We start from the raw sequence: 15,282 nt of genomic DNA on the forward strand, positions 1-15,282 counted from the left end.
GTGTCGCAGGACGGCCTTGGAAGGTCAGCCGAAGTACTTCTTCGCGCCGTCGTGCAGGGGGACCGGGTCGGTCTTGGGGGCCTCCTCGGCGGAGATGTCCTTGGCGGAGACGTGCACCTTCTCCAAGTCCGCCTTGTGCTCGATGAGCAGCTTGGCCAGGCTCTCGGCGAGGGCGGGGTCCATGTTCTCGTTGACGATCAGCAGGTTCGGGATGAGGATCGTGGGCACGTCGGCGGGCTGGTCGTACGCGTCCTTCGGCAGCGTGCCGCCGGCGTAGACCGGACCGTGCTCCCGCTGCATGCCCGGCAGCACGTCGTCCAGCGGCACGAATCCGACCTCGCCCTTCATGCTCGTGACCAGGTCGGTGATGCCGGAGGCGGGCAGCCCCCCGACCCACACCATCGCGTCGAGCGTGCCGTCCTTCAGGCCCTGCACGGTCTCGGGCAGCGACAGCGCCTGCCGGGAGATGTCGGTGTCGGGGTCGAGACCGGCGACCCGCAGCATGCGCAGCGCGACCACCTCCGCGCCGGAGTTGGGGGAGCCGGTCGAGACGCGCTTGCCCTTCATGTCGGCGATCGACTTCACCCCGGAGTCGGTGCGGGCGAGGACCTGGACGTGGCTCGTGTACAGCCGGGCGATGGCGCGGATCGGCTGGGGCGCGGTGAACGCGCCCTCGCCCCGGATCGCGTCCGAGGCCGAGTCGGCGAGCGTGAACGCGATGTCGGAGTCGCCGCGCACGACCCGCTGGATGTTCTCCACCGAGGCGCCGGTCGCCTCGGCCGTGGCCTGGTAGCCGGGGATGTTCTTGCTGATCTGCTCGGCGAGCCCGCCGCCGAGCACGTAGTACACGCCGGTGGTGTTGCCCGTCGCGATCGACAACCGCTTGCCGCCGCCACCGCCCTGCTCCGCCGCCCGTTCGGCGGACCGGTCGCCGCCGCAGCCCGCGAGCGCGAGCGCCACCGCGAGGGCGACGAGCAGGGGGCCGATCCGGCGGAGCCGTACACGTGCAAAGGTCATGATGTTCCCTTCGGATCGGGATCGGGGGAGCGCGGGCGCGACCGCCGCACGACCAGGTGCACGACCAGCGCCAGCAGCGCCACGCCCGCCCCGGCGGCCACCGGACCGGGCGACAGCACCAGCAGCAGGACGGACGCCACCGCGCACAGCAGCCGCTCGACCGGCCCGGCCGGACCGGCGATCCACCCGCCGGTCGCCGCCGCCAGCGTCGTCACCGCCAGCGCCGACACCAGCAGGCCGAGCAGGATCTCCCCGGCGGGCGCCTGCCCGAGCAGGGCCGACCCGCCGGGGGCGAGCACGAACGCGAACGGCACCAGGAACGCGGGCAGCGTGTACTTCCAGGTCGCCAGCATCGTCCGGAACGCGTTCCCGCCGGTGAGCGCCGAGGCGGCGTAGGCCGACAGCGCCGTCGGCGGGCTCACCTCCGACAGCACCGCGTAGTAGAAGATGAACATGTACGCCTCGGGCCGGCTGACCCCGAGGTCGATCAGGGCGGGCCCGATGATCACGGCCGCGATCACGAACGACGCGGTGACCGGCACGGCGAGCCCGAGCAGCAGCACCGCGAGCGCGCACATGACCGCCGTCACCGCGAGCACGCCCCCGGACACGCCGACGATCAGCGAGCTCGCCTTCAGCCCGAGCCCGGTGAGCGTCACCACCGCCACGATCGTCCCCGCCGCCGCGCAGGTGGCGGCCACCGGCAGCACGCCGGTGATCCCCGCCGCCAGCGCGCGGGCCAGGCGGCGCGGGCCGAGCCGGTTCTCCCGGTCCAGGAACGACAGCGCGAACGCCAGCAGCGTCGCGTACACCACGGCGCGGAACGGCGACTGGCCCAGCGCCATCAGGATCACGATGACCAGCAGCGAGCTGAAGTGGTAGCCGAACCGCCTGATCAGCGGCCAGAACCGGGGCGGGTCGCGCAGCTCCACCGCGTGCGTGCCGTACCGGCGGGCGTCGATCTCGATCGCGAGGAAGATGCCCAGGTAGTACAGGATCGTCGGGATCGTCGCGTAGATCAGCACGGTGAGGTAGCTCACCCGCAGGTACTCGGCGATGATGAACGCCGCCGCGCCGAGCGTCGGCGGCGACAGGATCGCCCCGATGCCCGCCGCGGCCAGCACGCCGCCCGCCTGCTCGCGCGGGTACCCGGCCCGCCGCAGGATCGGCCACGCCACGCTGCCCACGCTCACCGTCGTCGCGACGCCCGAGCCGCTCACCGTGCCGAGCAGGAAGCCCGCGAGCGTGACGGTACGGCCCGGCGCCGACCGCGACCGCCGGAACGCGGCGAAGGAGACGTCGACGAAGAACCGCCCCGCCCCCGAGTGGTCGAGCACCGCGCCGTAGATCGTGAACAGGACGATGTACGTCGCGGCCACGTCGAGCGGCACGCCGTACACGCCCTCGGTGCCCATCGTGAACGCGACGACGATGCGGTCGATGTCGTAGCCGCGGTGCCCGAGCGACCAGCCGAGCGGCAGGTAGCCGCCGTAGTAGGCGTAGGCGATGAAGGCCAGGCACACCGCCGGGAGCACCCAGCCGATGGTCCGCCGCGCGGCCTCCAGCACCAGCAGCGTGATCAGCAGGCCGGCGGCCACGTCGAGCGGCGTCGGCGCGAAGGCGCGCCGGATGAAGTCGTCGAAGACGATCAGGGGGTAGAGGCAGACGGCGAGCGTGAGGACGGCCAGCGCCCAGTCCACAGGCCCGGGATTGTCGGCCGTCCCGGCGCCCGTCCCGGGCCGCCGCCCGCGCGGGCGGTAGCACAGGAACGTCAGCGGCAGCACCACGGCGAGGAAGGTCATCCGGTACGGCAGCACCGACCCCGGCCGGAACGTCCAGTACAGGACGTACACCGCCAGACCGACGGCGACGATCGTCACCAGGAGGGCGGTGCGCCCGGACAGCCGTCGTGCCGGCCGCTCGGCGTCGTACTCCGCGATCAGCCCCTCGGTCGTCGAGGCGGTGGTCGCCGGATCGCTGGAGGCCTGCACGGTCACGGTACGCCGTCCCCCTGTGTGAGCGTGTATCGGCCGCCTGGACCGAGATCAACGACGGCCTGTTACTGACGAATGTCATATCCTGATCACCGTCTTGTCAACGGCGGTGCGCCCGACCGGCTCCCGGATCACGACTGATCCGGAAATATCCGGGCAGGAACATCGTTCGGCCACAAGACTCTCTGAATGGCCGTACGGACGTGGGGGTGAGGCGCACTGGAGGTAGCGGAATGTCAACATCCGACGTCGATGCATTAGCCGATGCATTGATCGGCAGCCTGCGACGGTTGCGGCGTCCGGCGTCCCAGCGCGGCGGCGTCCTGCACCACCTGGAGCGGGCGCTGCGCGTCGTGGACCGCCCGCTCGGCTACCGCGGGGCGAGCCTGATGTTCGCCGAGGAGAACCGCACCCTGCGCCACCTGATCGCCACCGACGAGGCCGCCCGCAGCCTGGAACGCGCGCACAAGGCCCTCGGGCAAGGCCCCTGCGTCGCCGTGTACACCGAGAACTCCCCGGTCACCTGCAGCGACGTGACCAACGACCCCCGCTGGCCCGGCCTCGCGCGCCACCTGCACCCCGACGTCAGAGCCGTCGCCGGAGTCCCGGTGCGGCTCGGCCGCCCCGTCGGCACCCTCAACGTCTACGACACCCGGCCACGCCGCTGGAGCCCGTCCGAAACCGCCTCCCTGCAGGCGTACGCGCACGTCATCGCCCAGCTTCTGGACGCCGCGGCGCGGGCGGCGGAGAAGGCTGAACTCGCCGGTCAACTCCAGCACGCGCTGGACCACCGGGTCGCCGTCGAACGCGCCATCGGCTACCTCATGGGCAGGCACCGGCTCACGGCCGAGCAGGCGTTCGCCGCCCTGCGCAAAGAGGCCCGCGACAGCCGCCGCCGCGTCGAGGACCTCGCCGTCGAACTCATCGAGCGCGAGACCCGCCACCCCCGCCCCGACGGCCGTACCACGCACGGGGACGGGGACGGGGACGGGGATGGCCTGCGACCGGCCGGAGCCCACCGGGACTCCCAGCGGGACTCCCAGCGAGACGCGAAATGAAGGGCGAGCCCATGGCGGTGTTCATCACGTCCTTCGACGACCCGGAGGGCACGGTCGTGTCCGTGGCCCCCAGGGGCGACCTCGACGTGGTCGGCGGGATGCGGCTGCGCCGTTCGATCCTCGACGCGATCGACCGCTACCACCCCGTCCACCTGGACCTGGACCTCGCCTACGTGACCTTCCTGGACTGCGCCGGGATCCGCGCCCTGCTGTGGGCGGACGACCGCGTCCGCGACCAGGGCGGCACGATGGCCGTCCTGCACGCCTCCGGGACGGCCCTGTGGCTGCTGACCTCCCTCGGCCTCGACCGCCGCCTGTCCATCCGCCTCGACCGCCCGCCGCTGTTCACCCTGCTCCGCGTCGCCGCGGCGGCCGAGCGCCCCGGCCACCGCGGCCACCCCGGCAACGGCGCCGCAGCCAACTGATCCGCGGCCAACTGATCCGCGGCCGACTGACCCGCCCGCCATGCCGAAGCGGGCACCCCGTTCGGGCGACTAATGTGACCACTGATGTATCGACTGATGTTCAGCCAGGTCCTGCGGCGGTTCGACGCGGAAGCGGTGCACCATCTCACCATCAGGACGCTCGGGGTGATCTCCCGTGTGCGCCCGGTGAAGCGGGCCGTCTACCGGCGCCTCGCGCCGAGCGACCCGGCCCTGCGGGTGAGCGCGTTCGGGGTCCATTTCCCGACGCCCTTCGGCCTCGCCGCCGGCTTCGACAAGAACGCCGTCTGCTTCGAGGCGCTGTCGGCGTTCGGCTTCGGCCACGTCGAGGTGGGCACGGTCACCGCGCACGCCCAGCCGGGCAACGCCCGGCCGCGCCTGTTCCGCCTGCCCGCGCACCGCGCGGTCATCAACCGGATGGGCTTCAACAACGAGGGCGCCGCCCGGGTCGCCCGCAGGCTCGCCCGGGTACGCGGCGTCCCGTCGATCGTCGGCGTCAACATCGGCAAGACCAAGGTCGTGCCCGAGTCCGAGGCCGTCGCCGACTACGTCGCCAGCGCCAAGCGGCTCGCCGGGCTCGCCGACTACCTCGTGGTCAACGTCAGCTCGCCGAACACGCCCGGCCTGCGCGATCTCCAGGCGGTGGAGCTGCTGCGCCCGCTGCTCACCGCCGTGCGGGAGGTCACCGAGGGCCAGCCGCGCCGTACGCCGCTGCTGGTGAAGATCGCCCCCGACCTGGCGGACGAGGACGTCGACGCCGTCGCCGACCTCGCCCTGGAGCTGGGCCTGGACGGCATCATCGCCACCAACACCACCATCGCCCGCGAGGGCGTGCCCACGTCCCAGCCCGGCGGCCTGTCCGGCCGCCCCCTGAAGGCCCGTTCGCTTGAGGTGCTCCGCAGGCTTCGGGCCCGCGTCGGCGACCGCGTCACCCTGATCTCGGTCGGCGGCGTCGAGAACGTCGACGACGTCTGGGAACGCCTCCTCGCCGGAGCCACCCTCGTCCAGGCTTACACCGCCATGGTCTACGAGGGCCCGCTGTGGGCCTCGCGGATCAACCGCGCCCTCGCCCGCCGCGTCCGCCGCCACGGCCACGCCTCCATCCAGGAGGTCATCGGCAAGACCGCCCCCGCACGGGCCGAATTCACCGGCTGAGCCGGGCGTCAGACGCTCGGCCGGGTGGAGTCCGCGTCATGGGTGAGGCGCTCCAGATGCCGGGCGACCATCGCGACATCGACGACGCCCGGCCGGTGGCGGCGCATGCCGGCGCCGCCGCGCTGCCACGGGCGGGGACCGGCGAGCGGCCGGTACTCGACGCCGTAGGCGTCCAGGCGGGCCAGGTGGCCGCCCGGCTCGGCGGTGAGGCGGGCGATGAGATCCGCGACGTCCCGAGGACCGCCCGACCAGGCGACCTCGGCGAGGGCGCAGCCGCGCGGCCAGGCCCGGTAGTCGAGGACGCGGCCGTCGGGGATGCGCTCGCTCCAGAGCTGGAACTGGGCCCCGATCACGTTCGCCGCCTCGCCGGGCCTCCATGACGACGGCGCCGGCTCGAAGGAGGCCACGTCGGCGACGGTGATCGCGTCGCCGATCGCCAGCGGCTCCTGCGCCGACGCGGCCTCGGCATAGTCGAAGTACAGCGGGAACACGGGCGTGGCGACCACGCTGTGCCCCGCCGCCGCGGCCCGGCGTGCCACCCCGGGGCCCCGCCACGGCATCACGACGGTGTCCTCGCGCAGCCCGCCGCTGACGAACGCCTCGTCCCACACCACGGCGCGGATGCCGTACGAGGCGAGCATGTCCGCCAGCGTCCGCAGAAACCAGGCGTGCAGCCCCGCGGGCGTCTCCACCCCCAGCGAGCGCCGGAAGGCGGTGATCTCCGCCGAGGCCGCCCAGTCGTCGAGCACGCACTCGTCGCCGCCGATGTGAAAGTACGGCGTCGCCGTCGCGCCGCCCAGCGCCGTGATGATCTCGTCGAAGACCGTGCCGAGGAACTCGACGGTCGGCGGCAGCGGCGACAGGATCGCCGAGGAGATGCCCCACCGATCCAGCACCTGGTGCGCCCCCGACGGCCGCGCGCCGAACGCCGGATAGGCCGCCACCACGGCCGACGCGTGCCCGGGAACGTCGATCTCCGGCACCACGGTGACGCCGCGCGCCGCCGCGTACGCGCCGATCTCGGCCAGGTCGGCGAGCGTGTAGCAGCCGCCGTGCGGGGTCTCGTCGAAGACGTCCTCCTCGCCGTAGTGGCTCACGATCGTGCGCGGCCGGTACGCGGCCAACTCCTGCAGCAGCGGGAAGGCGCGGCTCTCCACCCGCCAGCCCTGGTCGTCCACCAGGTGCAGGTGCAGGCGGTTGAGCTTGTGCGCGGCGAGCAGGTCGATCATCCGCAGCACCTCCCGCTTGGGGAAGAAGTGCCGCGCCACGTCCAGGTGCGCGCCCCGCCAGGCGAAGCGCGGCCCGTCCGCCACCCGCACGCATGGCACGCTCCACCGCGTCCCGCGCGGGACCGTGGAGCGGAACGCGTCCGGCCCCAGCAACTGCCGCAGGGTCTGGCCCGCGTAGAACGCGCCGCTCGCGTCCCCGGCCGCGATCCGCACCCCGTCCGGGGTGACCGCGAGCGTGTACGCCTCCGCGCCGAGCCCCGGGTCCGCCACGACGTCGATGGCGACCGGCCCCGCTCCGTCGGGGTGGCCGCCGGGCGCGGGACACGGATCGAGCACGGCCAGCGCGAGCCGTACGGACTCGACGAGGTCCGGCGGCCCCGACACCCACCCGCCGGGGGCCAGGTCGAGCGATCCGGGGGTGGTCTCGGCCAGTCGGGGAAGCGGGAGCAGGGCGGTCACGGTCACGGGGAATCCTGTGATCTCCAGCGAGTCTGCGGTTGTCGTGCGGGTTTTCGTGTGGGTTTCGTGCGGGCTCTTGTGCGGCTGGCGTGACGGTGCCCTCAGCCGAGGTACTTCTCCATGCCGTTGGCCAGGGCCACGCCGAGGCGCTGCCGGAACTTCGGGTCCTTGAACTTGGCCGCGTCCGAGGGGTTGCGCATGTTCCCGCACTCGACGAAAACCTTGGGCACGGAGGACAGGTTGAGGCCGCCGAGATCATTGCGATAGTCGAGGCCCTGCCGCCCGATGTAGGTGGAGTATGGCAGGCCGGTCCCGGCCCTGATCGCGTCGCGGATGTCGATGCCGAGGCGCTTGGAGTCGGCGACCACCGGATCGACCGGCCCGTTGATCTTCTTCGGAATGATCACGTGGAACCCGTGGGCCGTAGGGGTCGCGCCGTCGGCGTGGATCGAGATCGCCGCGTCCGCCTTGGCCTTGTTGCCGATGGCGGCCCGTTGGGTGATGCAGGGGCCCACCCCGTTGTTGCTGTCGCGGGTGAGCTTGACCGTCGCGCCCGCCGCCCGCAGCGCCTTGGCCATACGGTTGGCGACGTCCCAGTTGAAGGCGGCCTCGGAGTAGCCGTCGTCGGTGGACGTGCCCGTCGTGTCGCAGGCCTTCTTCTTGGTGAGGACGTCCACCGGCTTGTTGATGTAGTCGGGGTCCTTGTAGTTGGCGCCGTTGTGGCCGGGGTCGATGACCACGACCTTGCCCTTCAACGGCCGCTCCACGTCCTGGGCGCCCTTCGCCTCCGCGGCGCCGCCCGCGGCCTTCGTCGTCCGCGTGACGGCGGCGGATCCCGCGGTCGGAGCCGTCGCGTCGGCCGCCGCCCCCGTGCCCACCGGTCCCCGCGCGTCGGCCGCCCCCTGCGCGCCGCCACAGCCGGTGACGGCGCCGAGGCCGCACAGCGTGATCATCGTCGCGACCAGTGTCCCCCGAGCTCTCACAGGCCCCTCCCGCGCCGGGCGTGCCCGCGAACGTCCCCGCACGCCGGCCCGCCTCCCTCGCTCACGACGCCCCGCGCCGGATCGCGGGACTCTTCGGATGCCGTTCACGTTCCACGGTACGCGTAGCGTGACGCGGGCCCGGCCGCATCACCCATGTCGGGCATGGATGGCCGGTGGCGGCGGCGCGGCGGGCCGAAGGCGAGCCGGCGCGGGGCGAGGGCCCGCCGGGGCTATCCCCGGTGCAGCGCGGCCGGGTGGTGGTGCTCGTCCTGCCGCTGGAGCAGGGCGGCCAGCTCGCGCGCGTCCTCGGCGTCGAGCCCGAGCACCACCCGCGGACGTCCCCACGGGTGGTCGATGGAGTGGGCCACGTAGCTGGCCACCGACTCGGCGGGGGCGTCCTCGTCCCGCCCCCGTGCGTTCCGCCAGCCCGTCCAGGCCCGTTCGAGTTCCGTGGCCGCGCGCTGCGCGCAGGACACCAGCTCTGGATCACGCATGTAAACCCCCGTATCGTGCTCGTCGTCGCGCTCGCTCCAACGCCGACCGCCGGTCGTTCGACCCGCGTGGGGGTCGGCGTCACCGCCCGAGTTAACACCGGACACCCCGACTCCCGGCATGCCTTGACCGAGGTTTGGCCGTACCTGGGAGCCTCGCTGGCCCGTGCCATGCCACCACCGGGCCACCACCGGGCCACCACTGGACAACCACTGGGCCACGGCCGTCATCACCCGGCACCACAGCGCCACCACCGTGCCACGGCCGCGCCTTCGCAGTGTCTCCCGGCGTCCCCAGGCGTTCCCAGGCGTCCTCAAATGTCCCCGAGCATCCCCGAGTGTCCCTGTGTGCCCTCCGGCGGCGCGCCCTTACTGCTGCGGCGCCGGGCCGGAGCTCTGCCGCACCACGATGCCGGGGGTGACCTCGCGAAGCCGGGAGACCTTGCCGGGCTCCGCGATGCGGTCGCTGAGCAGCGCGGCGGCCGAGCGGCCCATCGCGCGGCGGGGCTGGTCGATGCTGGTCAGCGAGATGTGGTTGATGGCGGCCAGGTGGGTGTTGTCGTAGCCGACGACCGACAGGTCCTCGGGGACGCGCAGGCCCAACTCGTTCGCGGCGGTCAGCGCGCCCAGCGCCACGATGTCGTTGGTGGCGAAGATGGCGGTGGGCCGCGGGTCGCGGCGCAGCAGCGCCAGCGCCGCCGTACGGCCGCCCTCCTCGGTGAAGTCGCCCTGCTCGACCATGATGTACGGCGCGAGCCCATGCCGCCGCATGGCCACCAGGTAGCCCTCGCAGCGGAACCGCGCGGCCGAGGACGGTGTGCCCTCGATGTGCGCGATGCGGCGGTGGCCCTGCGCCACCAGGTGGTCCACGGCGATGCGGGCCCCGAGCTGGTCGTCATCGACGACGATGTCCACCCCGTCGATCTCGACGTCGCGCTCGCCCACCACGACCGTGGGCGTGTACGCGGCGGCCTCGGCCAGGGCGTCGCTGGACGGCGCGACGCCGATCAGGACCAGGCCGTCCACGCGCAGCTCAAGGAACGCCTCCACCGCCTCGTCCTCGAAGGCCGGGTTGAAGCGTCCGCTGCCGATGAGCAGGCGCAGCCCCTCGCCGTGCAGGCTCTCCTGCAGGCCGTCGAGGAACTCGGCGTAGAAGGGGTTGTGCAAATCCGCCACGAGCGCGCCCACCAGGTGGGTGCGTCCCTCGACCAGGCTCCGGGCCACGGCGTTGGGCCGATAGCCGAGCTCCCGCGCCGCCTGCAGGACCGCCTCACGCCGATGCTCGCTCACATGAGGCGAGCCGCGCAGCACCAGCGACACCAGCGACTTGGAGACGCCGGCCCGTTCTGCCACGTTCCGGATCGTCGGCCGCGGCTTCGGCGGTGGCCCGAAACCGTCAGGAAGCCCGGGGTCGGGCGTGGACGTCGCGACGTCCTTCCGGGCAGTGGTCTGCGTAAACGGTCCTGACATGGTTCTCCCCACGTCTCCCCCACGATTAGTGGATGTGCACCTGACAGACCAAACGATCCAATGGCGTTGAGGGTACGGGTGTGATCGATGCATATACCCGAAGACGTGTAACGCGCCACTATTGCGCCGACTTCGCTAGTGTGCGCAGTGTGGGTGTTGGCTGCCGGGCAGCACGGTGAACCGGCGTCGGGGACGGTCGGTCCTTGGCCGGTGAATGCTCAGCGCCGGATAACGGCAAACGGGGACGATTCGGGCATCTTGGACCGCGCCAAAGGATCCGGGCTCGCGGAACGTGCCGCTGTGGCGGGAGCGGGACGGGCGGGAACGAGACAGGCGGGAACGGGACAGGCGGGAACGGGACAGGATCGCGCGCGGGCCGCGACCCGTCACGCGGCGGGCGTGGACGCGACGAAACCGCGAACGCCGGGGCTGAAAACACCGTGAGCAGCGGGAACCGGGCCGGTCACGATAACCCCGGAGCCAACCCCCGAAACGAACCCGGAAGCAACCCCCGAAACGAAATCGTCGCCCGCGGCGATGACGCGAGCGATGACACAGGGGCCGCGACCATGCATGGCCGCCACGGCGACGCCGGTCACGCAGACCCCGGCGAGGACCAGGGCTCGGGCCGGGGCGCCGGAAAGGGCGTGCGCACGGGCGGCGAAGGGCGGCCCGGGCGGCGGCGACTCGGCGTGGACCGGCGGCGTGAGGAACTGATGGCCGTCGCGCTGGAGCTGTTCAGCAGGTACGACGCCGATGAGGTGTCGATCGAGGACGTGGCGATGGCGGCGGGGGCGTCGCGGGCGCTGGTCTACCACTATTTCGGCGGCAAGCAGGAGTTGTACGTCGCCGCGCTGCGCAGCGCCGCGGCCCGGTTGGAGGAGCGGTTGCGCGGGGCCGGAGACGGCTCTCCGCTTCAGGAGTTGACGCGCGGGCTCACCCGCTACTTCGACTTCGTCGAGGAGCACGCCGCGGGGTTCGCCGCGCTGCTGCGCGGCGGGCCGGCCAACCGCACCGGCGAGGTCGGCGAGATCGTGGACGGCGTACGCCGACGCCTGTTCACGATGATCCTCAAGCAGATGGGGGTCGCCGACCCGAGCCCGGTCCTGCGGGTCACGGTGCGCTCGTGGATCGCCTCGGTGGAGACCGCCGGACTGGACTGGCTGGAGAATCGGGACGTCGAACGCTCCGCCCTGGAGGCCCTGCTGATCGACCAGATGGTGGCGCTGCTCGGCGCGGCCGCCGCACACGACCCCACCGTCAGGCTCCTGATGGCCCGGCTGGCCGGGCAGGTCCGCGAGTAGCGGCGCCGGGCGGGCGGCGCCGCTCTCACACGACCCGTGACCGAAGCCTCGGTCACGGGTATGCGACCGGTGCGCTCACATCAGCGACGCGAGCGCGCCGATAACCCCCCTGAAGCAGCCGGTATCACTCCGAGCGTTGCTGCGGAATGCCCGCCAGCAGCGCCCGGACCTCGGTCTCGCGGTAGCGCCGATGTCCGCCGAGGGTGCGGATGGACGTCAACTTGCCCGCCTTCGCCCACCGGGTGACGGTCTTGGGGTCGACGCGGAACATGGTGGCGACCTCCGCCGGGGTGAGCAGTGGCTCGGCCTCGGGTGTACGAGCTGACATTTGTGCGGCCTCTCCTCCGTGTGGACCGGCGACGCGATCCTTGCGACTTTCCTTGGCGCTTGTCACGGATGTCCCTCAATGGCCCCTGCACGTGCGGTTTCCGGAACCATTTGCGGCATCACCCGGTGTGACCATACAGCCACGAAGAGCGATTGGCGAGCCCTCTGGGCACAACATCTCGTCCACGTGTTGAAGTCACGCTCGGTGATTCTAGCGACACGGTTCGTGGTATCGCAGTGAAAACGGCAAACTACTCAGTTCGCAGAATGGGGGCTGGTCAAGCCCTGACCCAACTTTGCAGGTCAGTGCCCGGATTTGACGGTCAGTTGGCGGATTCGAGGGCTTGTACTGACCGCCAGCGGAGGATGACCCGTTGGTACATCGCGTAGGCAAGTTCTTCCTGACCGGTGTCCAAACCGGTCAGAGCGGCCGCGAGCTCGGCCACGGACTGGTCGGCCTGCAGGGTCTCGTCGTCCATGAGGTGAACCAGCCCGCCGTAGTCGAGCTCGACCAGCGAATGCGGGTGGAACTCCTCCAGCCACCGCCCGATCTCCTCCACCTGACCCAGCGTGGGCACGTCGCCGATGTGCCGCCGGATCACCGCGAGCGCCCGCGCCACCCGGCGGCGCGCCTGCGCCATCGAGGTGACGTACAGCATGTTGCGGGCGGGCGCGGTGGTGGTCGGCGCGGACGGCTCGGCGGACGCCTCCTCCTCGCGCCGGCCGAGCACGAGCCACCGCTCGGCCGAGTCGAACGGCACGAACCACGCGGTGGGCACGTGCCAGGTGCTCGTGCGGATGTGGGTGCGCAGGGCGCCGGCCCCGGCCTTCCGCTTGTACCGGTCGAAGTCGTCGGCCGTCTGCTCGGCGATCGCCGACGGCACGAACCGGTTGGCCAGCTTCACAGGCGTACCGCCCCGGAACCGGCCGAAGGCGAGCCACGACCGCAGCCTGCTCTCCCAGGGACAGACGTAGAGCACCTCGTCGACGCGGCGCAGGTAGGCGTCGCCGCTCTCCTGCTCGGGGACGGGGATGGGCGGGACGCCGAGCAGCCGGCGGATCGCCTCGCTATGCTCGGCCTCCAGCGCGGTGGCCCTGCGGGGGCGGTGCGGGGAGTCCACGTAGCGCGCCCACCTCGTGCGGGCCGGCTCGGGAAACGCGACAAGCGGCTCGTAGACGCGGAGATACGCGGCGTAGGGCAGCACAAGACGAATCGTGCCACGACGAGCGCCGGTTTGCCTCATGTCCGATTACCCGGTTCTTCCGACGCCCGTCCGCGGCCGCCCTCGGGACATGATCCAGGAGGGCCTCCAGGGCTAGGCTGGAGTGTGATGTCCGCCGCAATGGAGCGGTGGAAGAAGGAAGATCGGAGTCACTACCGTGACCGAGCGTGACAGGGGCATCGATCGCCACGGCGCCTCGGTCATGCGGGACAAGGAGACCGCATGACCGACGTTTTCGGGCTCTCCCACAAGGACAGCGAGCCCTCCCCCTACCGGACCGGCGGCCACGAGCAGGTCGTCTTCTGCTCCGACGAGCGCAGCGGGCTGTACGCGATCATCGCCATCCACGACACCGCCCTCGGCCCGAGCCTCGGCGGCACCCGGTTCTACCCGTACGCCGGCGAGCAGGAGGCGCTCGCCGACGTCCTCAACCTCTCCCGCGCGATGGCCTACAAGAACGCCATGGCCGGGCTCGACCACGGCGGGGGCAAGGCGGTGATCATCGGCAACCCCGCCACGGACAAGAGCGAGGCCCTGCTGCGGGCCTACGGCCGGTTCGTGCAGTCCCTCGGCGGCCGGTACATCACCGCGTGCGACGTGGGCACCTACAGCGAGGACATGGACGTCGTCGCCCGCGAGTGCTCCTACGTGACCGGCCGCACCCTCGCCCACGGCGGCGCGGGCGACTCCTCCATCCTCACCGCCTACGGCGTGTTCCAGGGCATGCGCGCCGCGGCGCAGCGGGCGTACGGCTCGCCGAGCCTGCGCGGCAGGCGGGTGGGCATCGAGGGGGTCGGCAAGGTCGGTGCGAAGCTCGCCGGGCACCTGCTCGACGACGGGGCACAGGTGGTGGTCTGCGACGTGGACGAGCGGGCGATCGCCACGCTGCGTGACCGGCACCCGGAGATCGACGTCGTGTCCGGCACCCGGGAGCTGATCACCTCCGACATCGACGTGTACGCCCCGTGCGCCCTGGGCGGCGCGCTCGACGACGAGAGCGTCACTCAGCTGAGAGCGAAAATCGTCTGCGGCGGCGCGAACAACCAGCTCGCCCACCCCGGCGTGGACAAGCGGCTGGAGGAGCGGGGCATCCTCTACGCTCCGGACTACGTCGTCAACTCCGGCGGCGTCATCCAGGTGGCCGATGAGATCGAGGGGTTCAACATGGAACGTGCCCGTGCGCGTGCCGCGCGGATCTTCGACACCACCCTCAAAATCTTCGCCATCGCCGATGAAGAAGGCGTCCCGCCGGCCGCCGCAGCGGATAGGCTGGCAGAGCGCAGAATGTCGGAAGTCGGGAGACTTAGGGGCATTTGGCTACAGCGGTGACCGTCGGCACCCATCCGGCGTACCGAGTAGCGCGCAAAACAGGTACGGTAATAGCTGAACGAGAGGCTGACGCCTAGATGTCAGGTGGCGTCAGTGCGTGGTGCGTTAGCGACGAGGGGTCGGCCACGACCCCGCATGAGGGGGTCGAGCCAATGGGGCGCGGCCGAGCCAAGGCCAAGCAGGTGAAGGTTGCCCGCCAGTTGAAGTACAACAGCGGCGGCACTGATCTTGATCGTCTTCGCGAGGAACTGGGGGTTGGCCACGGCGATTCCACCCACGGTGACAACGCAGATCCCTACGACGAGCTTGCGGATCGGTATGCCGACTACGTCAAGGACTACGACGATGACGAGGACGACCCCGACCCCGGGGCTCCCGCTCGTCAGTAGGGGACCAGGCGTTTGACGGCCAGGCATCCGGCGGGCATCGCACGCCGGATGCCGTATCGGATGGCAAGCGTCCGACAGAGCGCTCCGGTTCGCCGGGGCGCTCCTCGTTGTCCGCATCCTCGCGGTGCCCGTCCTCGCTGAGTTCGTCTTCGCTGGGCTCGTCTTCGCTGGGCTCGTCTTCGCTGGGCTCGTCACCCGCCGTCACCGGTGGGAGCGCGCCCGGCGATGAGTGACCGGACGCTTCGGTCGTGGGGCGGGACCCCGCCGCAGGGTCGCCACTGACGCGAGGGTCTCCCCGCTTAGGCACGGATGGACGGGGCCGAGGCGGCGGACGGTTGACGGCGCCGGGGATCATCCCGCCGGAGCCGCTTTTGGCATGCCCGGAAACCGTTGCCTCTCCGGAGAGGTATC

Annotated in this window: 14 protein-coding genes; 6 read left to right on the forward strand and 8 right to left on the reverse strand. The window is 71.7% G+C overall.

Going from position 1 to position 15,282, the window contains the following annotated elements; translation table 11 throughout:
- Positions 1-24 precede the first annotated feature (24 nt).
- Together AB0K60_RS21420 and AB0K60_RS21425 are read right to left on the reverse strand one after the other, a co-directional pair.
- Positions 25-1,017: a TAXI family TRAP transporter solute-binding subunit gene (locus tag AB0K60_RS21420; protein WP_364057514.1), complete on the reverse strand. Its 993-nt coding sequence runs from the start codon at positions 1,015-1,017 to the stop codon at positions 25-27.
- Positions 1,014-3,014 carry a TRAP transporter fused permease subunit gene (locus AB0K60_RS21425; protein ID WP_364057517.1) on the reverse strand — a complete coding sequence of 667 codons (2,001 nt, stop codon included), beginning with the start codon at positions 3,012-3,014 and terminating at the stop codon, positions 1,014-1,016. The genes AB0K60_RS21420 and AB0K60_RS21425 overlap by 4 nt, the downstream gene beginning before the upstream one ends.
- Positions 3,015-3,244: 230 nt before the next feature.
- On the opposite strand from AB0K60_RS21425, the gene AB0K60_RS21430 reads away from it, so the two are divergent.
- The 3 genes from AB0K60_RS21430 (at position 3,245) to AB0K60_RS21440 (ending at position 5,667) form a co-directional block, all read left to right on the forward strand.
- A complete protein-coding gene (locus tag AB0K60_RS21430) occupies positions 3,245-4,069 on the forward strand; it encodes a GAF and ANTAR domain-containing protein (protein WP_364057520.1) in 825 nt (274 codons plus the stop codon).
- The gene (locus AB0K60_RS21435) at positions 4,066-4,494 is read left to right on the forward strand and encodes an STAS domain-containing protein (RefSeq protein WP_364057523.1); all 429 of its coding nucleotides are present in this window, start codon (positions 4,066-4,068) and stop codon (positions 4,492-4,494) included. The genes AB0K60_RS21430 and AB0K60_RS21435 overlap by 4 nt, the downstream gene beginning before the upstream one ends.
- Positions 4,495-4,578: 84 nt before the next feature.
- Positions 4,579-5,667 carry a quinone-dependent dihydroorotate dehydrogenase gene (locus tag AB0K60_RS21440; RefSeq protein WP_364057526.1) on the forward strand — a complete coding sequence of 363 codons (1,089 nt, stop codon included), beginning with the start codon at positions 4,579-4,581 and terminating at the stop codon, positions 5,665-5,667.
- An 8-nt stretch (positions 5,668-5,675) separates the two neighbouring features.
- On the opposite strand, the gene AB0K60_RS21445 is transcribed toward AB0K60_RS21440, so the two are convergent.
- The 4 genes from AB0K60_RS21445 to AB0K60_RS21460 all read right to left on the reverse strand — a co-directional run bounded on the left by AB0K60_RS21445 (position 5,676) and on the right by AB0K60_RS21460 (position 10,299).
- The gene (locus AB0K60_RS21445; RefSeq protein WP_364057529.1) at positions 5,676-7,361 is read right to left on the reverse strand and encodes a beta-N-acetylhexosaminidase; all 1,686 of its coding nucleotides are present in this window, start codon (positions 7,359-7,361) and stop codon (positions 5,676-5,678) included.
- A gap of 95 nt (positions 7,362-7,456) precedes the next feature.
- Positions 7,457-8,338: an N-acetylmuramoyl-L-alanine amidase gene (locus tag AB0K60_RS21450; protein ID WP_364057532.1), complete on the reverse strand. Its 882-nt coding sequence runs from the start codon at positions 8,336-8,338 to the stop codon at positions 7,457-7,459.
- A 230-nt stretch (positions 8,339-8,568) separates the two neighbouring features.
- On the reverse strand, positions 8,569-8,832 hold the full coding sequence (locus AB0K60_RS21455; RefSeq protein WP_364057535.1) for a hypothetical protein: 264 nt from the start codon (positions 8,830-8,832) through the stop codon (positions 8,569-8,571).
- 366 nt (positions 8,833-9,198) lie between these two features.
- The gene (locus tag AB0K60_RS21460) at positions 9,199-10,299 is read right to left on the reverse strand and encodes a LacI family DNA-binding transcriptional regulator (protein ID WP_364057538.1); all 1,101 of its coding nucleotides are present in this window, start codon (positions 10,297-10,299) and stop codon (positions 9,199-9,201) included.
- Between the two features lie 569 nt (positions 10,300-10,868).
- On the opposite strand from AB0K60_RS21460, the gene AB0K60_RS21465 reads away from it, so the two are divergent.
- Positions 10,869-11,603 (forward strand): TetR/AcrR family transcriptional regulator, encoded by a 735-nt coding sequence (locus AB0K60_RS21465; RefSeq protein WP_364057541.1) that lies wholly within the window; start codon positions 10,869-10,871, stop codon positions 11,601-11,603.
- 124 nt (positions 11,604-11,727) lie between these two features.
- Here the strand turns inward: AB0K60_RS21465 and bldC are convergent, their stop codons facing one another.
- Positions 11,728-11,931, reverse strand: a complete 204-nt coding sequence (gene bldC / locus AB0K60_RS21470; protein ID WP_013133571.1) for a developmental transcriptional regulator BldC — start codon at positions 11,929-11,931, stop codon at positions 11,728-11,730.
- Between the two features lie 322 nt (positions 11,932-12,253).
- Positions 12,254-13,135, reverse strand: coding sequence for a hypothetical protein (locus AB0K60_RS21475; RefSeq protein ID WP_364057544.1), 882 nt, complete (start codon positions 13,133-13,135; stop codon positions 12,254-12,256).
- A 240-nt stretch (positions 13,136-13,375) separates the two neighbouring features.
- Here AB0K60_RS21475 and AB0K60_RS21480 point away from each other — a divergent pair, with 240 nt between their 5' ends.
- Both AB0K60_RS21480 and AB0K60_RS21485 read left to right on the forward strand, forming a co-directional pair.
- Entirely contained in the window at positions 13,376-14,482 is a 1,107-nt protein-coding gene (locus AB0K60_RS21480) for a Glu/Leu/Phe/Val dehydrogenase (protein WP_364057547.1), read from the forward strand.
- Positions 14,483-14,634: 152 nt separating this feature from the next.
- Positions 14,635-14,871 carry a DUF3073 domain-containing protein gene (locus AB0K60_RS21485; RefSeq protein WP_364057550.1) on the forward strand — a complete coding sequence of 79 codons (237 nt, stop codon included), beginning with the start codon at positions 14,635-14,637 and terminating at the stop codon, positions 14,869-14,871.
- Positions 14,872-15,282 lie beyond the last annotated feature (411 nt).

Origin of the sequence: Thermopolyspora sp. NPDC052614 (assembly GCF_040678635.1) — a bacterium.
Classification (GTDB): Bacteria; Actinomycetota; Actinomycetes; order Streptosporangiales; family Streptosporangiaceae; genus Thermopolyspora.